The sequence below is a fragment of the Helicobacter sp. TUL genome, from assembly GCF_002287135.1.
Taxonomy (GTDB): Bacteria; Campylobacterota; Campylobacteria; order Campylobacterales; family Helicobacteraceae; genus Helicobacter_F.
Window position 1 is genome coordinate 75,664 of record NZ_NESU01000007.1, and the last position, 23,145, is coordinate 98,808.

Below are 23,145 nucleotides of genomic sequence, written 5' to 3' on the forward strand. Positions count from 1 at the left end.
ATTTCCTTAAGAGAGTTCTAGCATTCTATCTAGGGCTATTTTTGCCCAATGCTGCGTATCATCATCTAAAAATACCTCATTGATTGGCATATTATCCTCATATGCCCTCAAGCAATCAAGCACATCTTGTAGTGTCGTTTCATTCATCGTCGGACATTCTGGTTTGGAGGCAGAAAGCACAAAGGTTGTGTTTATTCCATTGAGTTTTGGGCGTAACCGATTGACGAGGTTAAATTCGGTGCCAACAGCAACTCTTTGTTCTAAGGGCAGGCTTTGCACATATGAAATAATTTGACTAGTCGATCCCACAAAATCCGCTATGCTCACGACACTAGGATCACATTCTGGATGCACAACGATTTGTATATCTGGGTATTTTTGTCTATAAAACTCTACATCACTCACGCTAAAAAGCTGGTGCACCGAACAAAAACCATCATAGCAAATAACATCACTCCCAAGGACCTCCTCTTTGCTTGCATTTCCTATGATACAAGATGTTTTACCATCTGCTATTGCAAGATTTTGCCCTAGACATTTATCTGGGAGAAAAAAGATTTTTTTCTGCTTAGACTTGGCATAATCAAAGATTTTTTTGGCATTTGCGCTTGTGCAGACAAGCCCACCCATTTTGGCGACTTTGGCTTTGACATCGGCGTTTGAGTTGATATAGGTGATAGGGAAAATGTCTTCTTTTGGTATGCCATAAGATTCTAATGTGGCGATACTTCTATCGAAATATTCTGAATCTATCATTCGCGCCATTGAACAACACGCCATTTTTGGCATTATCACGCGTTTTTGTGGCGCCAAAACTTTGACACTTTGCCCCATAAAAGCCACGCCACAAAACACAATAAGATTCTTTGGACTTTGGGAAGCCTTTCTTGAAAGCTCCAAGCTATCTCCACATAAATGTGCGAGAGCCACGACTTCATCGCGTTGATAAAAATGTGCTACCAAAAGCGCATCAAGTTTGTGCAGTAAGTCTTTAATTTCTAGCATCATTGTTTCTAGTGTTGCCGACATTTTTTCTCCTTATGCTAAAGTCCCAAGATTCTGTGCGTATCGCACCTTATCGCCACTTTGAATCTGTGGTGTAAAATCCTCAATAAAAAGGACAATGGTTGATCCCATATTAAACATTCCAAGTTCCTCGCCTTTTTGTATGGCGATTGGTGAGGCGTAAGTATAGGTTTCATTGCCTTTTTTGGCATTGGTGTGAATCTTTGGCTCACAATGAAAAACAATCGAACCCACATTGAGCGCACCCACCGCGACAAAATAGATTGTTTTGCCATTATACATTTTGGCTTTTAGCACGACGCGCTCATTGCGAATAAAGAGATTATTGAATTTTTTGAGCGCTGGAATATGCACTGGGAGGAGTTCCCCACCAAAATATCGAATCTCTTCAATATACATATCACAAGGAGCGTGGTAGCGATGATAATCTCGCGGAGAAAGATAAAGATTGACATATGAAAATTCCATATCTTGCGGAATTTTCTCGCCTAAAAGCTCATTTATATCATACTCCATACCCTTAATCTGTAGTGCTTTGTGTTTGGAGGTTGTCGCAGATTCTGTGATAAGTGAATCTGTAGGAGAAATAAGCACATTTGGAGTCGTATCAAAGATACGCGGTTGTTTTAGCCTACGCGTAAAGAGTTTGTTAAGTGTTGTGAAGTTTTTGCTTTCCTCAAATTCACTAAGGTCGATATGAAACAAAGCGATATATACGCGATTAATAAAAGATTGAATGATTGAGGGAAATGCCATAGAGGCAAATGCACCAAAAAGCCTAGATATAAGATTAGTCATACTGAATCCTTTTTGTTTGCAAAAGTTGTTTTATAGAGATTTTTACCGCGTATAGCAAAATTCCAAAAAAGTGGCGTATTGCATAGGGTAAGAATGATTTTTATGGCATAGTCTGATAATGCCATAAGTATTACCTCTTCATATGGTTTGGTGAATAAAAATGCAACATGAAAGAAAATCATTGTATCAACGAGTTGGGATACCATAGTCGCGCCGTTATTTCTAAGATACCAAATTTTTGGGAATCTTTGTTTGAGATAAAAAAACACATACACATCAAGTATTTGTGAGCAACAAAACGCACACACACTCGCGCACGCGATGCGAAATTCTGCTGCAAAAATGCTAGGAATAAATGCTAACACAAGCCCTAAACGCAAGGTTCTTAAGACTTGATCTTTGCTATATTTTTCACTCAAAATATTCATAAGTAAAAAGCTTAGCGGATAGCATAATGCACCATATGTCAAATGTGTGCCAAAGATAGGATATTGCACACTAAAATTTGCCAAAACAATGATAAGCGCAAACCATAGCGCAGAAAGTATAAATGTTTGTGTATTCATTTGCATTGCAAAACCCTTTATTGTATGTTTTCTAGAAGTTTTTTGTATAGTAGCACGCCCACGCGATTTCCAAGTGTATCAAGACTAGTATTGGTTGGTAAAGATTCTGAAATTTGTGTTACAAATGTCGGATTCCCATTGCAATCTGTGATAGTGGCATGTAGTTTGATACTCGTGGGTGTAGGCATAGTAAAGGAAATGGTGATTTTTTGTGAGGATTGCGTGGTTAGGCGATAAAATTTGATAAGTTCTTTTTGGAGGTAATTTTTTAGCCACGATGAATCTAGCGAGGTTTCAAACACAAGGGCAATAGTAGGTTTTGGTGAGTTAGATTCTAAAATCTGCATATATGGCGATAAAGAGATAGCGTGTGTTTCTCCCAACGCATCAAGATAGCTTTTTGCACCCAACGCCTTGTTGAGTTCTTGTGCAAGGGTATTGTATTGGGAGAGTGTTATATCTTGACATGTGAGATTAAGGGATTGTAGTGTTTGTAGGGCTTGTTTTTGTGTCTTTTGGAGTTGTGTTATGAAGTCTTTTTTTGTGATTTGGGCGCGCACAAAATATTCATCACCGACACGCTTTGTTGTATAGGATACATTACTAAGCGTGGTTTTAGTAATGTCTTTTTCAATGCTTTGAGACATAGTGCTAGATTCTACGCCATCACGATATTGTTGCATAAGATGTGAATTTGAGCTTATAGAAACTTGCATATGAGAGAGCATATCGGTAATGGCATTATCTTTGGCGGTTTGGAGATTTTTTGCATTTCCTACACCATAGAGATTGTTTGCATCACTTTGGCTTTCATAATACCAGCTTGGCGGAGTAGGGGTATCATGACACCCTAATAACAAAATACCTATCGCCAAGATAAATTTTTGCATACGCGTATCTGTATCCTACCAACTTACAGATTTATTCGAGCCTACTTTGATGATATTTGCTTCATCATCCCACACCACTTCTCCTGTAGCTAAATCAACAAGTGTGAGCAAGAAAAAATAATCCGTGCGTTGCTTTCCATTGACTTTCACATTTTTTTGCCAAATTTTTCCCGAGAGTGAAAGCTGAGCACCTTTTAATTGCCCTTTTTCAATCACGCTATATTGATCAAATTCTTCATTACCACGCGTTTGTTTTCGCACAGAATCTATCATTTTATCGCTACTTGTCCCAGTGCCAGAAATTGCCAAAGAGAGTTTAAATTTACCGCTATTGCGCATATTTCGTGTGATTTTTCTACTAAGCTGCTCAACATCAACATTTTGCATAGTATCATTGATAATATCTGAAATAACAAGCACTTTTGGTTGTTTGATATTTTGCACATAACCGCTTGAAAGCAATGAATCAACGGATTTTTCTACGACACTTTCTATATCGTGATAATCTAGTCCCATACTTGCATACGAGCGTGAATCTGCTGAATCTACATATTCTGGACCATTATTACACGCACTGAAAAACACAATACCTACTAAAGCTACAATTACCTTAGACATTACTTTCATCGTTACATCCTTTATGTGTTTGGTTATTATTGCCCACGCAATTTTTGGATACTTATGGTTGTTGGTCGTAATCTGATATAAAGAATGTTATCATTTTTTTGACACAAAATCAATTTTTGCGCACTCAAGGCGGTGTTATTTTGTGGCTGACAAGCAGGAGATATTTCAAGATTAATAAGTGGTTTTTGATTCCCTATGAGTTGGTATTTGCCTTGTGTATTTGGGATTTGCACCGCATGGATTTTTTTAGGCAAGACACTTGAGCTTCGCACATCTGCTGATGTGGTGCTCAAAGAATAAATCATACCCACCAAACTTCCGTATATGCCGACTTGATCGCTTAATGTAGCTTGTGTAGCTGCTTTAAGAACCGCAGAGCTTATGGCGCGTGTCATAATAAACCCAAATTGTGCTTGAAATTCGTTTGCGATCACACCTTCAAGATCTGCTATCGTTGAGACATTAAAGGTTTTATTATCGCCTATTACTTTGAGGTTTGTATAAAATTCTTTGCCCGCTACAAGCTTAGGAAATGCCACACCAGCGTGCAAAACATTACTGCTTACAAGATAGGTAGGGAGATTAATCGTAACCTCTTCTTTTGTGGGGCTTATACCATCTTCAATAATAAGCCATGTGTAAAAGTTTTTTACTTGTTTGCGACGAGATTCTAAAATTTGTATGTCCTCATCAATGACTTTTGCCTTACTCATACCATAGGATTCTTTGTAGAGATCTAATGATTTTGCCCAATCAGATTCAAGCATAAAAAACAGCGCGGAAACATAACTAACTGCGGGATTTATGAAATTATTATAGGCTTGATATGCCTTGAGGTTGGAATATTGTTGTGCAAGAATCGAGTCTGCTTCATTGGTGGTTTGTCGTGTATTAAGTCTTTGTGTGCTTGTGTCTTTGGCATTTTGTGCTTCTTGATCCATCATAGCCTTTTGGATATCTTTTGCAAAATAATCTTTGGCGCGTCGTTGGCGATCATTGGCACGATTAAATTCCACTCTAGCAAGGGCATTTTTACCCTCTTTCATAAGCACAAGCGCCTTGTAATAATTCATCAGCACACCCTCATAGATATTGCCCCGATATGTTGTGACATTTTCGTTGATAACTACCGCTGCTGCTCCACTAAAAATTCCAGAAAATAACCCTTCTTGTTCATATTGACTAAAGATTTTTTCACTTTCATCAAGCAATGCAAAACTCTCTTGATCATTAAGTTGCGAGGCTATAACTCCAGATTCAAAGCCCCATAGCACCATATCATCTTTGTCGTCATATTTGGATTTTGCAAGTTTATAGGCGGAGGTGAGATTTCCACTATAGTATTTATCATTAAAAGATTGCATTGTATCTTTGTGTGAGCACCCACTAAGCCACAAGACACAAAAACCCACCGCGATATACATAAAAAATGATACATGAATCTTCATGATTTCCCTTTTTGGTAAGAAGTGTTGCTACAATACCGCCATTATATAACAACAAGTCTTTAAGGAACGACAAGTTATAATAAATACAATATTACTTTAAGGTTAGATTCTATGTATAAACAGCGTGTTTTAGAGGCATTACAGGCTATCAAAAAGGGTGAAATGATTATAGTAATGGACGATGAAGATAGGGAGAATGAGGGTGATTTGGTTATGGCGGGGATTTTTAGTACCCCAGAAAAAATCAATTTTATGGCAAAAGAAGCACGTGGGCTTATTTGTGTCTCATTGACTCAAGAAATTGCCACGCGATTAGATCTTGCACCTATGGTGGAAACAAATAGCTCCAATCATGAGACAGCATTTACAATTTCTATTGATGCGGCAAGTGCTAAGACAGGCATTTCGGCACATGAGAGAGATTTGACAATACAGCTTATGTGTCAAGATTATAGCACGCCCAAGGATTTTGTGCGCCCAGGGCATATATTTCCGCTTATTGCCAAAGAAGGCGGAGTGCTTGTGCGCACAGGACACACAGAAGCAAGTGTTGATATTTGTCGCCTAGCAGGTCTTAAGCCTGTGAGTGTGATTTGTGAGATTATGAAAAATGATGGCACTATGGCGCGTAACACGGATATTGCCGAATTTGCTAAGGAACATAATCTTAAGATTTTATATGTGTCAGATCTTATTCAATATCGCCTTCAATACGAAAAGCTTATCACATTACAAAGCAAAATGGAAGCGAAATTTCTTGATAAAGAATGTCTCAAATATATATTTATGGATCACATTCATCATCAACATATCGTATATGCTTTCACACAGAATCTCTCTCCAAAAAATCCATTGGTGAAATTCCATATAATCCAAAAGGATTATGAGCATTTTGAAGATTCACTCCAAGCGCATAGAGCATTTTTGCAGAGTATAGAAATGCTTCAAGAAGAGGGTGGGTATCTCATCTGCCTTGATACCAAACCACAACAAGATCTCAAAACATTAGGCATTGGCGCACAGATTTTGCGAGAGTTAGGCATAGAGGAGTTTAGATTGCTTAATTCAAGTTCAGAGAGTGCGGGTGTAGGGCATACTTTTAGCACACTAAGTGGTTTTAATCTAAGCCTAACGCAAAAAGTCTTGCCTTCTTAAAGAATGGTGAGCAATACTCACATATGATGAATCAGTATAAGTGATACTTGCACGCTATTTTAAGATTGCAAATATGTGTGAGAAAGTATCAAGTTTTGTAAGATGTAGTCTAGGGGATTAGGATAGAAATATATGTTCTTTATGCTTTCATGGTCGGAGTAGCGGGATTTGAACCCACGACCTCACCCACCCCAAGGGTGTGCGCTAGCCAGACTGCGCTATACTCCGAAAACAAGTTTGCAATTATAGCAAAGTTTTGTGCATTTCTGTATGCTATGTGAGATTACTATATCTCTAGTGCCGCACACTCAAGATATACTTGCCCTTTTTCATCATAAAATGCATCGCTTGCAACTGCATCTTCTTGTATTGCGTATTCTATGGTTTTGCCATTTTCCAATGTAAGGCTCACAATGCCAGAAACAGAAGCACTACCGGGTGTGGAGGCTTGGATAAGCACGATGTCATCAAAACGATCCAAATAAGGAATTTCAGCTACAAGTTTGCCTTTTTGAATAATAGGCGTGTTGTCTTTGTCATATGCAAACGCCACATCACCATTTGAATCGCGCAAGGTTTCATATAGCTTGAAATTTTTTACACTTTGTGTTCCAAGAGAGATGACATCAAAGTCATTCCCTTGTGTGAGTGTCAAGGTGTGGATTCTCCCGCCAAAGCGTTCATTAAGGCGCTCTAAAACCTCTTCTTGTGTTCCATATTCCTTAGAAATTCGCACCGCATAGTTTTTAGAATCTATTTGTGTCTGCACAAGACAAGCTAGATCATCAGCATAGCTCCACACACAAAACATAAGTGCCGACACAGCCTTTTTTCCCACCTTGCTTTCTCACAATCTTATCTTTTAGTTTTTGTTTTGATCGACAAGCTTGTTTGCACCAATCCAAGGCATCATAGCACGAAGTTTTTCGCCCACTTGCTCGATTTTATGGTTGGCTAGATTTTTGCGCTCTGCATTCATTCTCGCATAACCTGCTTTACGCTCTAAAATAAAGTCTTTTGCAAAGCGTCCTTCTTGAATGTCGCTCAAAATCTCTTTCATTGCTTTTTTAGATTCAGCATTAATCACTCTAGGACCGCTTACCATATCGCCGTATTCTGCGGTATTTGAGATAGAATATCGCATATTTGCCAAGCCACCTTCATAGATTAAATCCACGATTAGTTTAAGTTCATGCAAACATTCAAAATACGCCATTTCTTCAGGATATCCAGCTTCTACAAGTGTTTCAAATCCTGCTTTAACAAGACTACTTACGCCACCACAAAGCACGGCTTGCTCGCCAAAAAGATCGGTTTCAGTTTCATCTTTAAACGTAGTTTCAATAATCCCACTTCTACCACCGCCAATCGCACTCGCATAGCTTAGTGCAATCGCTTTTGCATCACCTTTGCTTGTGTTTTGCTCTACCGCGATGAGATCAGGGATTCCGCCACCTTTTACAAATTCGCTTCGCACTGTGTGTCCAGGTGCTTTTGGTGCTACCATAATCACGCCTACGCCCTTTGGTGCTTTGATTTGTCCAAAATGGATATTAAATCCGTGCCCAAAAGCAATGATTTTATCTTCACTCAAATTTGCTTTTATGTCGCGTTCAAACACATCGGCTTGTAATTCATCAGGGATTAGAATCATCACTACATCAGCCCATTTTGTGGCTTCACTTACTTCAAGGACTTTGAAGTTTTTTGCTTCTGCTTTTGCCCAGCTTTTGCCACCTTTATAAAGCCCAATAACAACTTCTACTCCAGAATCTCGTAAGTTTTCTGCGTGTGCGTGTCCTTGAGACCCAAAACCGATAATTGCCACCTTTTTCTTTTGAATTAACCCTAAATCACAATCTTTGTCATAATACACTTTTAGTGCCATACTCACTCCTTGCAAAATTTATGTAAGGTTGCTATTACACCAAAACTTGTATAAAAGATTTATAAAATCACATTTGATACGAAAAATTTAGTGAGCTAAAAGTTATGATAGAATCTAAATTTGTGATTACTACATATAAGGTTTTGCATGAAGATTCTATTTGTTGTTGGGATTATTTTTGTTGTTTTGGCATTGATAAAAATCTATGCTTATAGGCGATTTTTACGCCATACATTTATTTTTTCTCATCATAGAGTGTTGCTTATTGTGCTACTTAGTCTTTTGTATATTGGTGAAGTGGCATTTTTCTTTTTAGCAAAAGATCGCGGATTTGATCATCATACATATATTGCGCTTGGTTCGTGTGTGATTGTGAGTTATGCACTCTTTTTAGCGTGTATTATTGGCGATATGGCGCGTAGTGTGGGCAAAGTGATAGAGGATAAATCTCATATTTTAGATTCACAACGACGGAGATTTTTAAAAATTGTGCTAGATTTGGGAGTTTTGGCACTTTTTATAATATTTAGCACAAAAAGTATTAAAAATGCTCTAAACATTCCTAAGGTGCGAGAAGTAGAGGTAGAAATAGAGGGTTTAGATACCCCAAAAACTATCGCCTTGATTAGTGATGTGCATGTGGGCAAAATGATTCAAGGGGAGTTTGTCAGAGGCGTTGTGGATCGTATCAATACGCTTAATGCTGATATTGTTGTGATTGTTGGGGATTTGGTTGATGAAAATATTGAATTTGCCAAAGATTTTTTGCTCCCACTTAATGACCTCCAAAGCAAAGAAGGTGTGTATTATGTAAGCGGTAATCATGAATATTATCATGGTATAAAATCTATTAGTGCATTTCTCAAAACCCTCAATCTTACGATACTTGAAAATCAAAATATAGAATTACAAAGTTTTAATTTAGCAGGAGTAAGTGATTTGGCAGGGCGTAGATTTGGTATTTTGCCTCCTGATTTATCTGCTGCTAGAAATGGATTAAACCCAAATAAGCCAAGTATTTTATTGGCACACCAACCAAAATTCGTGCGTCATAATGATGCAAGTGATTTTGATCTTGTGCTATGTGGGCATACACATGCTGGACAAGTCTTCCCACTCTCGATTTTTGTATGGCTTGATCAGCATTATGTTCATGGGCTTTATCAAGTAGATTCTAAGACACAACTTTATGTAAGTTCAGGGGTAGGATTTTGGGGACCAGCAATGCGGTTTTTGGCTCCTAGCGAGATTGTGAATCTAAAACTAAAGCCAAAGCATTATGCTTAAATCCGTATTTGTGTAGAATGGTTGTGTATGCTTGGGATTGTGAGATGAAGTTAGTATATCAAATTTCCTCCACGATTAACCCCACTTTATAATCTCTCAAGCAAATCTCGTGTATATCATACTTACTATTGCCATAATGGAATTTATCGCTTGATGTAGTTTTGTGTAAAAGGTGTAAAGTATTTCAAACCACTGCAATGAATATAGCCTTCATAGAGTTTGAGAGTAGAAGGAGATTCTAAGAAAGTTTGGGAATAGCTGCCATTGATAAATGCAATGAGATCATCATTAAATCTATCTTCTGTCTCATCCCTAAAGTATTTTTTTCTTTTTCACTAGAATCATATGCATCTACCATTACCCAATCCTCATCTCTTATCATTTTTAATACCCACACCTTTGCCCAATTATTAGAATCTATATTCCATACTAAGATAAGATATTTATCTAAAGGATTAATAAGTTTAGACTTTTCTTTTTTATAATAGGCTTGTTTGGTTTTGTCGTTGTAGTATAAAAAACCTCCTTCATCATCTGTAGAGCTATTATCATAAGATTCTCTATACCATTTGAGCCCTTGATACACTATTTCTTGATACAAGGGATTAACTTCACAACCATGGTTACCATAACTCAGACAGAAATCAGAAGGAAATTTTGTTTTTTGTGTTAGGAGTTGTGTCACAATTTTACCCTCTTTAGAATCTGGTTTATCTCTCACATTCACAAGATAATCTCCAATGTTAGTTTGCGTGAGTGCTAAAGCAGCAGTAGGCAGAGGAGTGAAGATTTGGGAGTAAGAAAAGCTTCCAAACTATATAATCGTAACCCCAATCTTCAATAGAATCAGAAAAGTTTAGTGGAGTGTTTGTGGGTAGGACTTGATAAGATTTAATAATGCCAAGACAAAGATAAGCAAGTGGCTCATCAATAAACTTAAAATTAAGATATGGATCGTATTTTGGAAATAGAATATTCTTTTCAATGCTAGATTCTGGGTAAGGATCCCAATGCACATTATACCACTCAAACTCAATCTCCATAGGCACAAACACACTGCCAAATCTTACTTCAAAGAATTTCTCTTGTTGTGCTTTACTTAAAGCACTTTGAGAGAGGACTTTTTTAACAAAATCATAATTGATATCATAAGGAATGCTAATAGCACTTAATTCTCTCTTATCTTTATCTATGGTTTTAGGAAAGTCTTTTGCAAACAATACCGCATAATTAATATAAGGATTTTCTTCAGGGAAAAAGATTACATCAATGTTTTTATTATAATTTATATCAAAGCTCCAAGAAATTCTAAGATTGCCTTTGAGTTTGAGAGTATTTGTAACCTTTGGGAGTGTATGGATAAAGGGAATAAATGTAGGGTCAAAGTATTCTTGTAATTCCTCATCATTAAGATGAGAGTATTTTGTAGTGTAGTTATACATCTTAGACAAAGGGATTTGGTAGTAGTAGTGTTCATTCATTTTTAAAGACTCAACGCTTATATCCCTTCTAGGACTCATTAGTGCATTACTAGTTTCACTAGTATATATAGTGCTCATAAGCAAAAATATAGCAATGATTATACGCATTACTTCTCCTTAATGATAGACAAGATTTGGTATTTGTAAAATACCGATTGTAGCTGTGATATGACATCAAAGCCAAGAATAAAAGTTTAGGTGTTTTGATAGCCATAGATTTGGAACTATACATTCTTTAGTCTATGGTGGGATTGTGAATAAATAATAAATACAAGACTCAAAGGCTAGTGTGTATGGATTTCATATAATGGGAGAGAAGAGATAGTTTCATAACGCTTCGTGTGGCTTAAGAAAGTTAGATTTCCATTTTCATCTCGACTTTGCCGTGCATGATGGCGTTTGCAATATTCTTCTAAGGGATAAACTATAAGGGAATCCAAAGTTTTGGCACATTCTTGTTTGACAAAAAATAGATTTGTACCACTTGAATCGGCCCCAATGAAAGTATATCCCTTGTGTTTACCTAGTTCTATGAGTGCCTTTATACTCGCACCGAAATAAAGTCCACTATAATGAGCCGAATGTCGCATAAAATCTTCTTTATATGGGATACTAACACTTCTTGTTGCACCAAAAATTGCGTTGTATTCTATAATAACGATAGCTGGAGACACGCAAGTAATATTCTCCCATATGTAGTAATCGTTGCCATCAATATCAATGCTAAGAATCGCGATGTTATTTAGTTCTCTAGAATCTAACCAATCTTGAATAATACTATTGATATTATCTTTGGTGATAAATGCGCATTGTGCGTGTAAATCATGTCTCCAATATATTTCATCATGTTTAATAAAATTGATATTATCTTGCGAACCATCAATTACTAATCCCTGAAAATTGCGAAATTTAAGTAGAAATCTTGTATTAGCCTCTGTGTAATTTTCCACACCGAATTCCACAAAAGCCTTTGGATATGAGCTAAGGTCTAGGGTATGAAGTAAAAAATCTATGATTCCATCTTCACCATTTTGGCTATAAACACTAAATTCACTAGACTCTATGCCTATCCCCCCCCCTATAGGAGTAGCACCAAGCTTTTGTGCATATGAAGCGTTGCGTAATGAGAGATTGTGAGCAGAAAGCATGAGTAATTTATCAAGTTTTGCATTGAGTTGTGCTGTAAGAATAGTTCTTAGTCTATATATAATAGACCGTAAAATTTTTTTCATGAGGAACGCTCCAAGTTTTCGTGGTGTTTTTTAGATTCTTGGGATTATGCATAAAACTAGCTTAAATGTAAATTTGTTACAATCACACCTTTTGTTACCACGATAGAGGGTAGGGATATTATACAAGGAGTTTAAAGTATGGATTTTTTTGATGCGATAGTCTTAGGTATAGTAGAGGGATTGACGGAATTTTTTCCTATTTCTTCCACGGGACATATGATTTTGGCTTCGAGTGTGCTTGGGTTGCCTCAAGATGAGTTTTTAAAAACATTTGAGATTGCTATTCAGTTTGGCTCTATCTTGGCAGTGCTTTTTTTATTTTATCGTCGATTGTTTCAAGGTATAGATATTTGGATTAAGCTTTGCATAGGTTTTGTGCCTACTGGTATTTGTGGGTTGTTTTTGTATAAATATATCAAGCAACTTTTTGATGGCTATGTCGTGGCAATTATGCTTATTGTAGGTGGGATTGCGTTTTTATTGATAGAGTATTGGCACAAAAACAAGGTGTATCAAACCAATGAAGTTACGCAAATAAGCTACAAACAAGCATTTCTTATCGGACTCATGCAATGTCTTGCTATGATTCCTGGCACTTCGCGCAGTGGAGCTACAATTATAGGCGGTTTATTGCTTGGGTTAAATCGTCGTGTGGCGGCAGAATTTTCATTTCTTTTGGCATTACCTACAATGTTTGCTGCCACAGGCTATGATGTGTATAAAAACCTCCATATTCTTGATAATGCAAATGTTAGCATTCTCTTGGTTGGTGGGATTGTGGCATTTTTGTGTGCGATTGTGGCTATAAAGGTATTCCTTGCGTTTGTCTCTCGCTTTAGTTATGTGCCGTTTGGAATTTATAGAATCTGCATAGGTGGATTGTTTCTTGCACTTTTTGCAAGTGGTGTTTTTGATGCGCATTCTGAACTTTTTGTGGATTAGATTCTGTTGTGTCGCCATATTTTGTGCGATAAGCTATGCGCAAGAATTTGGCTTTGGCGTGAATGTCAGTGGAGGGTATTATAAATATAGCGAACCACAAGTGATGAATATAAGCGGTGCTATGTATGGTGTGGGAGGGTATGCGTATATGGCACAACAGCGTTTTAGACATCAAATACATGCGAATTATTTTGGTGGTATAACGCGTTATGATGGGTCAGAATGTGGTATCACCAATGCCACATTATGCACACCTTTACAAAGCACCTCACAAGATTCATATTACACATTAGAATATCGCTTTGGTTCTTTTATGTATCAAGATAGCGAGACATTTGTATATACAGGATTTGGACTTGGCTTTTGGGATTTGGATAATGCTATTAGTGCAAGTAGTGGCTATGCTAGAGAGCAAAGTTATGTGTATATGCCTCTTTTTATCCATATGCAATATGCGTTTTCTCACCGCATAGCATTGTATGGAATTTTTACCTATCAGCAGTTATTGCGTGGCTATAATACAAGCCATTTTCAAGATATTGGTTTTGATAGGAATCTCTATTTTACGCAAAATAGAGGATATGGCGTACGTTTGGATATAGGTGTCAGACGCAATTTAGATGAGTATGGTTATAGTGGTATTATCGTGTTTGGTGCGTATCTGCAATATTGGAATATCGCAGATTCTAGCGCTGATAGTGCATATTATAATGGCAGATTCATAGGCGTATACTATGAGCCTCATAATATTACACAAGCAGTAGGAATGTCCATAGGCTATGAGTTTTAACGCATTTAGTTTATAAGAATCTTTGGATCATATTTGCGTTTGCCAAATTCTACAATCTTAGCATGAAATCTCGCGTATATATAGGCGAGGTTAGCCTCACCATATAGGGCGTAGGCACGATGTATATTTTCCTCCACACCACGCATAAAAAAGCTTTGTAATTCATCATAATCTGGAATTTCTATCCCAAGAGCGCACAAAAGTTTGTAAGTATAGCGATCTACCACCATTACCTCACGCTTGCACATATAATTGAGCACACAATCAGCACTTTCAAGTCCTAATCCCTTTTGGGCTAATAGCCATTCTTTGGTGAGATTGTGTGTCATAGATGTATAGCTCTCAAAATCTTGCAATAAATTTTGTGCTAAGAGGATTAGTCGTTGTGCTTTTTGGTTTTGCAAACCAAAGATATAAGAACTTAGCACATCTTGCGAAAGTGCTGCGATATTGCAGATTGCACGATAATTTTGCTCCTCATCATGATAATCTGTTTCAAAATCCCCACTAAAGATAGGCAAGATTCCATTTTTGCGTAGGGCGTGGAGTGTTTTTTGCACATTTTCCCATTTGCTATTTTGCACAAGCACACAACCTAGTATCACTTCAAAACTCCCAGCATTAACCCACCACCATTTGGGTGCATTTTCTAGGAGTTTTAGCGCATATAATCGCTCTAAAATATCAATTGAGCATATCATGACTATATTCGCCATATCCGCTACTTAGGTAGCTTTTGAGATTATGAAGCACACTCTCCCATTTTCCCATATCGCTTTGCACAAAACCCAAAATATTTTCATACCACACGCTATCTATGCCTTTATCATACCGCCAATCAAAGCGTTTATGTAGCAATACAAGTGTGCTTTTGCCAAGACTTGCAGATAAATGCGCAAGTGCGGTATCAATTGTGATGATTACATCTAGTTTTTCTAAGATTTTGCGTGTTTGCAAAAAATCTTGCATTTCTTCTTTGCAATCATGCACCCCAAATTCTTCGCACAATGCGCGTTCAATCCCATTATAATTGACGCTATAAATTTGTGTTTTTGAATCTTTGGGAAACACTTCTCGTAACATTGTCAAAAGTGCTTTAGGATCGATATTTTTTAGCTCCACTTCAGCGAAATTTGAATCTGTATGAAAGCAAATACCAATCTTTAAGATATTGGGCTTTATGCCATAGATTTCTTGTATGTCGCCCCGCACAAGTGCGCGTTTGATGATATTTTGATAGACAAGATAGTGTTGTTGTTCTTTGATTTGTTGTTTTGTATGTATGCCAAGTGCTAAGGGAAGTGAAAGTAGTGAAATACTCACATCAAAGGATTCTGTATCTGGGATTTGTGTGTGAATCGTGAGATTTGGGATATGCTCAAGTGCATCACTAAAGAGATTTTTTAGTGGTTCTTGGACACAAAAAATGACTTCTTTAGCAATTTGAGTAAGCATAGGGATAAAACGCCCAAACATTATGCAATCCCCAAAACCTTGCTCATAATGCACAAGCACTCTTTTATCGCGTAGATTCTGTGTGTCTTCACAGCCCTTATTCCATAGATTTGGAAGATTGATAGGAAGCATATTATCAAACTTTTTACGCATTTCATACACGCTAAAACCTTCAGCAAAATGATGATTTTTTAGCAAAAAATGCGCATAATTGATAGCATACTCCACCCTTTGAGAATCTAACTCAATAGCGCGCAAATAATAATGTTTGGTTTCATCAAAATCTGCGTTGAGATAGTTTAGGGCATTGGCATAGTTAAATAAAAATACACTATCATTTTCAAAGACAGGATAAAGCTCTCTAAATATTTCAAGCGCTTGTGTAAAAAATCCTAGCTTAATGTAGGTATTGGCGAGATTCACACCGGCTTGGAGAAATCCTCTTTTATACGCCATTTCATAAAGTTCTATTGCTTCAGGAAAACGCGCTAAGGTAACTTGAGCATTTGCGAGATTAAACATTGCCCCCAAATCATTGGGATCTAAACGCAATGATATGACATAATGTTCTACCGAGCTTAGTGGATCCCCTGCATCTACATAGGCTTTTGCTAGATTAAAATGCAAGGTAGGATTTTCGTTTAAAACCGGTATAGATTCTAAAGCTTGGTGCAAAATTGTAATGGCTTCTTGGGGATTATTATCGCGTCGATAGGCTTCCGCAAGGTTAAGCCATAAACCCTCACAAAGGCGCAATGTTTGGCGTAGTGTCGTATGCAATGGATCTTGCATATCTTGTGTAGAAGATTCATCATGTTTGTGTAGCACCTGCACTTGCAAACTTTTTAGCCTCTCGCGCGCAAGGTGTAGCCCCTCTGCGAGATATTCGATAGCTCTAGCATATTCTTTGAGTTCTATCATCGTTATCCCTGCGAGATTCCAAGTATCTATATCAAAGTGATCAAGTGTGAGAATCTCTACACACAATCCCACGCATTCGCTATAATTTTTATCAGCAAACGCCTGTGCACAAAGTTGTTTTTTAGCCGCTATATCTGTTGTTTTATCGTATTCTTGCATAATCCTTGCCTATTAGAATCTTAGAGTTTCAAATCATCTCAAAGCAAAAGACACTCCAAAAATTTGCTATAATGCCACCCTTATCTTAAAATCATCACAATATAAATGGAAATTATCATGGAAAATACTTTTGATGTGATTGTTGTGGGCGGAGGACACGCTGGATTAGAGGCAGCCATTGCGAGTGCAAAAATGGGTGCAAAAACACATCTTTTTACGATTTTAATCCAAAATATTGCTCTTGCTAGTTGTAATCCTGCAGTGGGAGGATTGGGCAAGGGGCATTTAGTCAAGGAAATAGATGCGCTTGGCGGTGTTATGGGGCAAATTACGGATTTGTGTGGATTGCAATTTCGCACTCTTAATGCCTCCAAAGGACCAGCCGTGCGTGGCACACGCGCACAAATTGATATGGATATGTATCCTATCATTGCAAAAAGATTTGCACTCAATACCCCAAATCTTACGCTTTCTCAAGAACTTATTACGGATTTGTTATTGCAGCAAGATTCAGATGGAAACTTTGCAGTCATAGGAGTTAAAAGCAACCTCAATAAAGAATACAAAGCAAAATGCGTGATTCTCACCACAGGCACATTTTTAAATGGACTTATTCATGTGGGTGAAACTAAGCTAGAAAATGGGCGTTTTGGTGAGCTTAGCGCACGCACATTATGTAATTCATTTCATCAAATGGGTTTAGAAGTGGGGCGGTTAAAAACAGGGACTTGTGCGAGGATTGATGGGCGTAGTATTGATTTTAGCAATCTTGAAAAACACAATGGCGATGAGAATCCACCACATTTTAGCGCACGCACTAAGGATTTTAATCCCACACAGATTCCGTGTTTTGTAACATACACCAATCAAAAAACGCATGAAATTATCCGCCAAAACTTTTATCGCGCACCACTTTTTACTGGACAGATTCAGGGAGTGGGACCAAGATATTGCCCTAGTATCGAAGATAAGGTAAATCGTTTTGCGCACAAAGAACGACATCAATTATTCTTAGAGCCACAAACACGCGATTGCGTAGAATACTATATCAATGGATTAACAACTTCACTTCCAGTGGAGGTGCAAGAGGCGATGATTCATTCTATCGAGGGCTTAGAAAATGCCAAAATCACGCGCTATGGTTATGCTATAGAGTATGATTATATACAGCCTACCGAATTGTATCACACGCTCGAGTGCAAAAAATGCACAAACTTGTATCTAGCAGGGCAGATTAATGGCACTACAGGCTATGAAGAGGCAGCAGCACAGGGCATTATGGCAGGGATTAATGCTGCATTGCGTGTGCAAGGCAAGGAGCCATTTATCTTGCAACGCAGTCTTGCGTATATCGGTGTGATGATTGATGATCTTGTAACAAAAGGCACGAATGAGCCTTATAGGGTTTTTACTTCTAGGGCAGAGTATCGATTGTTGTTGCGAGAAGATAATGCGTATTTGCGCTTAGGGGAATATGGCTATGAGTTTGGCTTACTCACACAAGATGAATACGATAAGATTCTAAAAGATAAACAAGACATTGCTAGGATACTAGAGTTTCTTACACATAATTTTATCACGCCTAGCAAGGCAAATAAAGAGCTTTTAGATTCATTAGGATTAAAGGGCATTGGCGATAAAGCTTCGCTCTTGCAGCTTCTTGGTATCAATGAGATAAATATTCAAGCTCTTGATGGGCTTTGCAAACATTTTGGATTGGATCTTATAGATGTGAGTTCGCAAGCCAAAGAGCAGGTATGTATAGAATCTAAATACGCAAACTATATCACCAAGCAACAAGATTCTATTAATAATATGGAGCAAATGTTGCAAGTTGAGATTCCAAAAAATTTCGAATTTGATGCAATCCCAGGGCTTAGTCTTGAAGTGATTGAAAAGCTAAAAAAATTTAATCCAAAATCTCTTTTTGAAGCAAGTGAGATTAGTGGCATTACACCCGCTAGTCTTGATGTGTTGCATTTATATATTCATTTGCACACCAAAAAGGGGCAAACACAAGAGGCATAACGCGTTTGCCTTACAGAGATTTAAATCTCTGTAAAAGGCATTTGTAGGGCTTGTGCAGTTTTTGATCGTTGAGTATTGAATGCAGCGATATTTTGCTCAAGCGTGTTTTTATAAGAGGGAATCATTTCTTTGAGTTTGTCATAATTTTTACTTACTTGCGTTGCAAAGCATTTTTCTAGCAATTCAAGAATAACATCAACCGAGATAGAAGCCCCAGGTGAAGCTCCAAGCACTGCTGCTAGAGATTTATCAGCGGAGACAACCACTTCAGTCCCAAACTCTAAGAAACCTCTACCTTGAGCATTTTTCTTGATAATTTGCACCCTTTGTCCTGCAAGTTTTAGATCCCAATCTTCTTCTTTTGCACTTGGCATATAAAACTCTAATTTTTCCACACGCCCTTTTTTGTTCAAAAAGACTTGACGCACAAGGTATGCAGTAAGTGGAATATTATCAATCCCAGCTTGTAGCATAGGCATAATGTTATTCCACCGCGCAGAGAGTGGGAAATCTAAAAGGCTACCACTTTTTAAGAATCTCGTGTTAAAACCAGCATAAGGTCCAAACATTAACTCTTTTTTGCCATCGATAATTCTTGAATCTAAATGAGGGACAGACATAGGTGGATCGCCCACAGAAGCTTTACCATAGACTTTTGTAGCGTGTTTATCAATAAGGTCTTTATTGTTGCACACGAGCCATAAACCGCTTACAGGAAATCCTCCATAACCGCGCCCTTCAGGTATTCCACTTTTTTGAAGTAGTGGGAATGCACCACCACCAGCGCCCAAAAAGACAAAATCCGCTTGGACTTTTTTGCGTATATCATTTTTTGTATCAGTGATTTGCAATTCCCAGACCTTAGAGCTTCGATTGAGATCTGTTACTTTGTGTGAGAGGAAAATATCTATTCCATCTTGTTTTGTGAGATTGTTTTTGAGTTGGGTTACTATGGCACCAAAATTTACATCACTACCGCTATCTATAAATGTCGCTGCAACAGATTGATTAGGATCTCGATCTTGCATGACAAGTGGCACCCATTGTGCGATTTGGTCTTTGTCTTGGGAGAAAAGCATATTTTTATAAAATGGAGATTGACGCAAGGCTTCAAATCTATCTTTGAGAAACGCAACATTAGAATCTGCCACAAAGCTTAAGTGTGGTAGTGGATTAATAAAGCTCTTTGGTGTATCAAGAAGATTGTTTTTGACACAATATGCCCAAAATTCCTTACTAAGCTCAAATTGTTGATTGATTTTGAGGGCTTTTGTGATATTAATTGAGCCATCTTTTTGGCGCGGTGTGTAATTAAGCTCGCATAAGGCTTGATGTCCAGTTCCAGCATTATTCCACGCCATACTGCTTTCTAGTCCGACATCATCAAGCATTTCATAGATATGTATTTGTAGTGATGGTTGTAGTTCTTTGAGGATTGTAGCGAGAGTAAAACTCATAATCCCACCACCAATTAGTGCTATTTGAGTTTGTTCATTCATTGGTTGTCTCCGTGGTTGTTGTATACAACTAAAATTTATACTAAAAATCATTTATCTTAGGTTAATAAACTCTAATTTTATTATGCGATATTTACAAAAAGTAAAAATCAAACATAATAATTAGAGATTTTATTCAACTAATATTAGAAAAAGTTTGTATAGACTCGCACAAAGTGAGAAAACATAGATTCCAATAAGTGCGTATCGATGATTTGTAAGGCTTGTAAGATCGATAAGCTTACTACCAATGGCAACACCAATCATCGCACAAATACCCACAATCAATCCCTTATGCCAATCAATAAGATCTTGATTATAGAGTGAAAGTGATCCAGATATGGACGCAAAGACAATGAAAAAAAGAGCAATAGGCACAACTTTTTTGGAATCTAGTCCAAGAAAGTAGGCAAGAAGTGGTCCTATAATCAACCCACCACCGATACCAAGCGAAATCGCAAATATCCCTGTTAGCGCTCCTATACCAATCATTACAAGCTTTTGTTGAGTAGGGTCTTTGATAGGAGGATTGGGATTGGCAGTGGTTTTGGTATTAAAAATATATTTTTTGACACTCACAAGGGTAAGCAGAATAAACAATATCAATAAAATTGTGCTATGTATATTGGCAACGATAATTCCACTAAAGCTCGCGCCAATAAGTCCCCCAAGTCCTACATAGAATCCAGCACGCAAATCAAGCTTTTTACGCCAAATATTAAGGATACTTCCAAAAACCGATGAAAAAATCATTTGCACAATCGAAGTGCCTATGGCGTATTCCATACTGATACCAAAAAATAATAAGCAAGGCACGATAATCACGCCTCCACCGATACCAAAAAAACCAGCAGCAATGCCACTAATAAAACCAATAAGGGCAAATATTCCCTCTTGTATTGTAGGATCTAGCACAATCTCTCCTTGTGGTAAGCTTTTTAAAGCGTGGATAGTAGCACATCAATCCTTAGTTTGTAACAATTTTTGAGATCTTTTGGAGAGATATTAGAGTAGTAGTGGATTAAAAAACTCTCTTGTCAGTCGATTTATGCTATACTTGATGCCAAAAGCAAAGGTGGAATTTTGTTTGCTTTTGCTTAATAGTAGTTGGAATCAGGTTAATTTTTGAATCTAGAGAGTTAATAGAATGCATGTAGCACTAAATGAGAAATATATTCAAATCACTGTCGAAGATGATAATGCTTTTTTACATAAAGCAATCGCATATGCGGAGAAGTATTTTTCTAAAAGTTATAGACTTTCACGCACCGTGCTTATTTTAGATGATGGTGAGAGATTCAAAAAAGATTATTTGATTAATTGGGCATATCACGCGTGCTTACAAAATGATCAAAATAACCAAACCACAAACCAAGAAATGCAAGACTTAGAATATTTGCTTGATTTTACATATTTGCCTATTCGTATCAAGATTGTGGGCAAAAATTCCCTCTTAGAACGCGTAAAAATTTCGTTGCGTATTATTAATGGTGTGCGTGTAATGCTTAAGATGAGCAAGTCTAATGCAACAGCAAGGCGCTATATTGCTACATTATTTGATGAATATTATTTGGGTTGTGATCGTGATGAGATTTATTTAGATAGCACTAAGCCGTATTTTTGGGATAGTATCATTAATCTTGTGAGTTTTAAAGTGATTCATAATGTGATTTTGGATTTTGATTATGAGAGCTTTAAAAATCGTGGCGGTATGGGTGGCTTTGGTGATAGCTTTCTTACAGATCAAGAGCGAGAATTGCGCCATAGTTATATGATTTTAGAATCTCATTATCAAGATGATTTTGAGGTTGTCAAAAAGCGTTATTTGCAACTTGCCAAAGAATATCACCCTGATAATGTTTTTGGGCAAGATTCTGAAGTGATTGAGAGTTATAACGAGCGTTTTAGAACCATACAAGAGGCATATGAAAAGATTCGCAATACTTTGAGAATAGCTTCATAAAGGCTTATTGATACCAAGAGTTATGCTTAGACCTTAATCTAAGCACTCTTTATGCATTATTTTTGTGTATTTTCTCCATAGATTCTATAATTAATCTGCCACCAAGAAAGCTTAGTATAATTTTGTATGAACTGCTTTTTAGATTCTGGGATTATAAAGCTTTCTTGAGGCGTGATAATGCCATTTTTTGTGATGTATTTCAATCCTGTATCTAATCCAAGTGGATATATGCCATCTTTGTCAATCCATACTGCCTCATTATATGCAAAGGCATATGTGTCTTTGGCATTTGTATCAAAGAGGTTTCTTCCTCCAAGTGAAAGAAAATCATATTCTTGAAGACTTAGGGCATAGAGTGTAGGAAATATGTCTTTGTGTGATCCTAGAGTATCTGGATTAAAATTTAAATCCTTAGCAATAGCTGTAGGGATATAGAGATAAAATGGCACAGAATGATCAAGTGCAATATTTGCACCTTGTTTCATATCACGACACAAATGATCACCACTTGCTCCAATAATGACATTATCTTTAAGTATGGGATTATGTCGTATAGCACTAACAAAGTTTCCAAAGGCATCACTTGCGTATGTGAAAGCTTCTAAAACATCATGGATTTTTTGCTTACTACTAAAGAATTCTGTATATGAGTTTATTTCATATTCTGGTGCCTTAAAGCTTTTTGGTGTCGCAAATGGAGGATGATTTGAGATTGTGAGCATCATAATAAAAGTAGGTTTCTTTGCTTTTAACAGAATCTCTGTGGCAAGCGCAAAAGCATATTCATCAGCATTCCCAAATGCCCAAGCATTAGCCTTGCTTTGTGGGTAGTGTTGTGCTATATAACTACTATCATAGATAGCATCTGCACCTAAGGTCATAAGATAATCTCCAAGGTTATACCAATTTTGATTACCAGAAGTGATAAAAATAACATCATATCCTGCTTGTTTATACACATCAATAGGTGTAAGCGGAAGTTTAGTATTTTTG

The 23,145-nt window shown here is 37.3% G+C and carries 22 protein-coding genes and 1 tRNA gene; 6 read left to right on the forward strand and 17 right to left on the reverse strand.

Translation table 11 applies throughout. From position 1 onward, the window contains the following. Nucleotides 1-6 precede the first annotated feature (6 nt). The 6 genes from nadA to B9T66_RS04845 are packed head-to-tail and all read right to left on the reverse strand — an operon-like array spanning nucleotide 7 to nucleotide 5,355. On the reverse strand, nucleotides 7-1,008 hold the full coding sequence (nadA, locus tag B9T66_RS04820) for a quinolinate synthase NadA (RefSeq protein ID WP_095627877.1): 1,002 nt from the start codon (nucleotides 1,006-1,008) through the stop codon (nucleotides 7-9). Between the two features lie 30 nt (nucleotides 1,009-1,038). Then, complete coding sequence (locus B9T66_RS04825; RefSeq protein WP_095627852.1) at nucleotides 1,039-1,824, reverse strand: phosphatidylserine decarboxylase; 786 nt, start codon at nucleotides 1,822-1,824, stop codon at nucleotides 1,039-1,041. Beyond that, nucleotides 1,821-2,396 (reverse strand): queuosine precursor transporter, encoded by a 576-nt coding sequence (locus B9T66_RS04830; RefSeq protein ID WP_308201213.1) that lies wholly within the window; start codon nucleotides 2,394-2,396, stop codon nucleotides 1,821-1,823. The genes B9T66_RS04825 and B9T66_RS04830 overlap by 4 nt, the downstream gene beginning before the upstream one ends. A gap of 11 nt (nucleotides 2,397-2,407) precedes the next feature. Beyond that, nucleotides 2,408-3,280 carry an LPP20 family lipoprotein gene (locus B9T66_RS04835; protein ID WP_095627853.1) on the reverse strand — a complete coding sequence of 291 codons (873 nt, stop codon included), beginning with the start codon at nucleotides 3,278-3,280 and terminating at the stop codon, nucleotides 2,408-2,410. A 15-nt stretch (nucleotides 3,281-3,295) separates the two neighbouring features. Continuing rightward, nucleotides 3,296-3,907: a penicillin-binding protein activator LpoB gene (gene lpoB, locus B9T66_RS04840; protein WP_257874607.1), complete on the reverse strand. Its 612-nt coding sequence runs from the start codon at nucleotides 3,905-3,907 to the stop codon at nucleotides 3,296-3,298. A gap of 26 nt (nucleotides 3,908-3,933) precedes the next feature. Further along, nucleotides 3,934-5,355 carry a COG3014 family protein gene (locus B9T66_RS04845; RefSeq protein ID WP_257874608.1) on the reverse strand — a complete coding sequence of 474 codons (1,422 nt, stop codon included), beginning with the start codon at nucleotides 5,353-5,355 and terminating at the stop codon, nucleotides 3,934-3,936. Between the two features lie 111 nt (nucleotides 5,356-5,466). Between B9T66_RS04845 and B9T66_RS04850 the strand changes: the two genes are divergently transcribed. Further along, complete coding sequence (locus B9T66_RS04850; RefSeq protein WP_095627854.1) at nucleotides 5,467-6,510, forward strand: bifunctional 3,4-dihydroxy-2-butanone 4-phosphate synthase/GTP cyclohydrolase II; 1,044 nt, start codon at nucleotides 5,467-5,469, stop codon at nucleotides 6,508-6,510. A gap of 150 nt (nucleotides 6,511-6,660) precedes the next feature. Here B9T66_RS04850 and B9T66_RS04855 read toward each other — a convergent pair. The 3 genes from B9T66_RS04855 to ilvC form a co-directional block, all read right to left on the reverse strand. Further along, a tRNA-Pro gene (locus B9T66_RS04855) sits at nucleotides 6,661-6,738 on the reverse strand. Between the two features lie 58 nt (nucleotides 6,739-6,796). Beyond that, nucleotides 6,797-7,333, reverse strand: a complete 537-nt coding sequence (locus B9T66_RS04860) for a hypothetical protein (RefSeq protein ID WP_143429096.1) — start codon at nucleotides 7,331-7,333, stop codon at nucleotides 6,797-6,799. Between the two features lie 39 nt (nucleotides 7,334-7,372). Then, nucleotides 7,373-8,398: a ketol-acid reductoisomerase gene (gene ilvC / locus B9T66_RS04865; RefSeq protein ID WP_095627856.1), complete on the reverse strand. Its 1,026-nt coding sequence runs from the start codon at nucleotides 8,396-8,398 to the stop codon at nucleotides 7,373-7,375. Between the two features lie 147 nt (nucleotides 8,399-8,545). Here ilvC and B9T66_RS04870 point away from each other — a divergent pair, with 147 nt between their 5' ends. After that, entirely contained in the window at nucleotides 8,546-9,685 is a 1,140-nt protein-coding gene (locus B9T66_RS04870) for a metallophosphoesterase (RefSeq protein WP_095627857.1), read from the forward strand. Between the two features lie 238 nt (nucleotides 9,686-9,923). Here the strand turns inward: B9T66_RS04870 and B9T66_RS04875 are convergent, their stop codons facing one another. From B9T66_RS04875 to B9T66_RS04885, 3 genes are all read right to left on the reverse strand, one after another. After that, nucleotides 9,924-10,406: a hypothetical protein gene (locus B9T66_RS04875; protein WP_143429097.1), complete on the reverse strand. Its 483-nt coding sequence runs from the start codon at nucleotides 10,404-10,406 to the stop codon at nucleotides 9,924-9,926. Nucleotides 10,407-10,428: 22 nt separating this feature from the next. Then, on the reverse strand, nucleotides 10,429-11,274 hold the full coding sequence (locus B9T66_RS04880) for a hypothetical protein (RefSeq protein WP_095627859.1): 846 nt from the start codon (nucleotides 11,272-11,274) through the stop codon (nucleotides 10,429-10,431). Nucleotides 11,275-11,450: 176 nt separating this feature from the next. Next, nucleotides 11,451-12,398, reverse strand: a complete 948-nt coding sequence (locus B9T66_RS04885; protein WP_095627860.1) for a hypothetical protein — start codon at nucleotides 12,396-12,398, stop codon at nucleotides 11,451-11,453. Between the two features lie 138 nt (nucleotides 12,399-12,536). Here B9T66_RS04885 and B9T66_RS04890 point away from each other — a divergent pair, with 138 nt between their 5' ends. Further along, nucleotides 12,537-13,340 (forward strand): undecaprenyl-diphosphate phosphatase, encoded by an 804-nt coding sequence (locus B9T66_RS04890; protein ID WP_095627861.1) that lies wholly within the window; start codon nucleotides 12,537-12,539, stop codon nucleotides 13,338-13,340. Further along, entirely contained in the window at nucleotides 13,309-14,130 is an 822-nt protein-coding gene (locus B9T66_RS04895) for a hypothetical protein (RefSeq protein ID WP_143429098.1), read from the forward strand. The genes B9T66_RS04890 and B9T66_RS04895 overlap by 32 nt, the downstream gene beginning before the upstream one ends. Before the next feature lie 5 nt (nucleotides 14,131-14,135). Here B9T66_RS04895 and B9T66_RS04900 read toward each other — a convergent pair whose 3' ends face one another. Continuing rightward, on the reverse strand, nucleotides 14,136-14,831 hold the full coding sequence (locus tag B9T66_RS04900; protein ID WP_095627863.1) for a 3-methyladenine DNA glycosylase: 696 nt from the start codon (nucleotides 14,829-14,831) through the stop codon (nucleotides 14,136-14,138). Next, nucleotides 14,815-16,665: a tetratricopeptide repeat protein gene (locus tag B9T66_RS04905; protein WP_095627864.1), complete on the reverse strand. Its 1,851-nt coding sequence runs from the start codon at nucleotides 16,663-16,665 to the stop codon at nucleotides 14,815-14,817. The genes B9T66_RS04900 and B9T66_RS04905 overlap by 17 nt, the downstream gene beginning before the upstream one ends. A 117-nt stretch (nucleotides 16,666-16,782) precedes the next feature. On the opposite strand from B9T66_RS04905, the gene mnmG reads away from it, so the two are divergent. Next, on the forward strand, nucleotides 16,783-18,693 hold the full coding sequence (gene mnmG / locus B9T66_RS04910) for a tRNA uridine-5-carboxymethylaminomethyl(34) synthesis enzyme MnmG (protein WP_095627865.1): 1,911 nt from the start codon (nucleotides 16,783-16,785) through the stop codon (nucleotides 18,691-18,693). 20 nt (nucleotides 18,694-18,713) lie between these two features. Here the strand turns inward: mnmG and mqo are convergent, their stop codons facing one another. Beyond that, entirely contained in the window at nucleotides 18,714-20,192 is a 1,479-nt protein-coding gene (mqo, locus tag B9T66_RS04915) for a malate dehydrogenase (quinone) (RefSeq protein ID WP_095627866.1), read from the reverse strand. Between the two features lie 129 nt (nucleotides 20,193-20,321). Continuing rightward, complete coding sequence (locus tag B9T66_RS04920; protein WP_257874609.1) at nucleotides 20,322-21,104, reverse strand: sulfite exporter TauE/SafE family protein; 783 nt, start codon at nucleotides 21,102-21,104, stop codon at nucleotides 20,322-20,324. 232 nt (nucleotides 21,105-21,336) lie between these two features. On the opposite strand from B9T66_RS04920, the gene B9T66_RS04925 reads away from it, so the two are divergent. Next, a complete protein-coding gene (locus B9T66_RS04925) occupies nucleotides 21,337-22,152 on the forward strand; it encodes a J domain-containing protein (protein WP_095627867.1) in 816 nt (271 codons plus the stop codon). 56 nt (nucleotides 22,153-22,208) lie between these two features. On the opposite strand, the gene B9T66_RS04930 is transcribed toward B9T66_RS04925, so the two are convergent. After that, the coding region (locus B9T66_RS04930) for an LTA synthase family protein (RefSeq protein ID WP_180763338.1) at nucleotides 22,209-23,145 on the reverse strand (937 nt) is incomplete at its 5' end.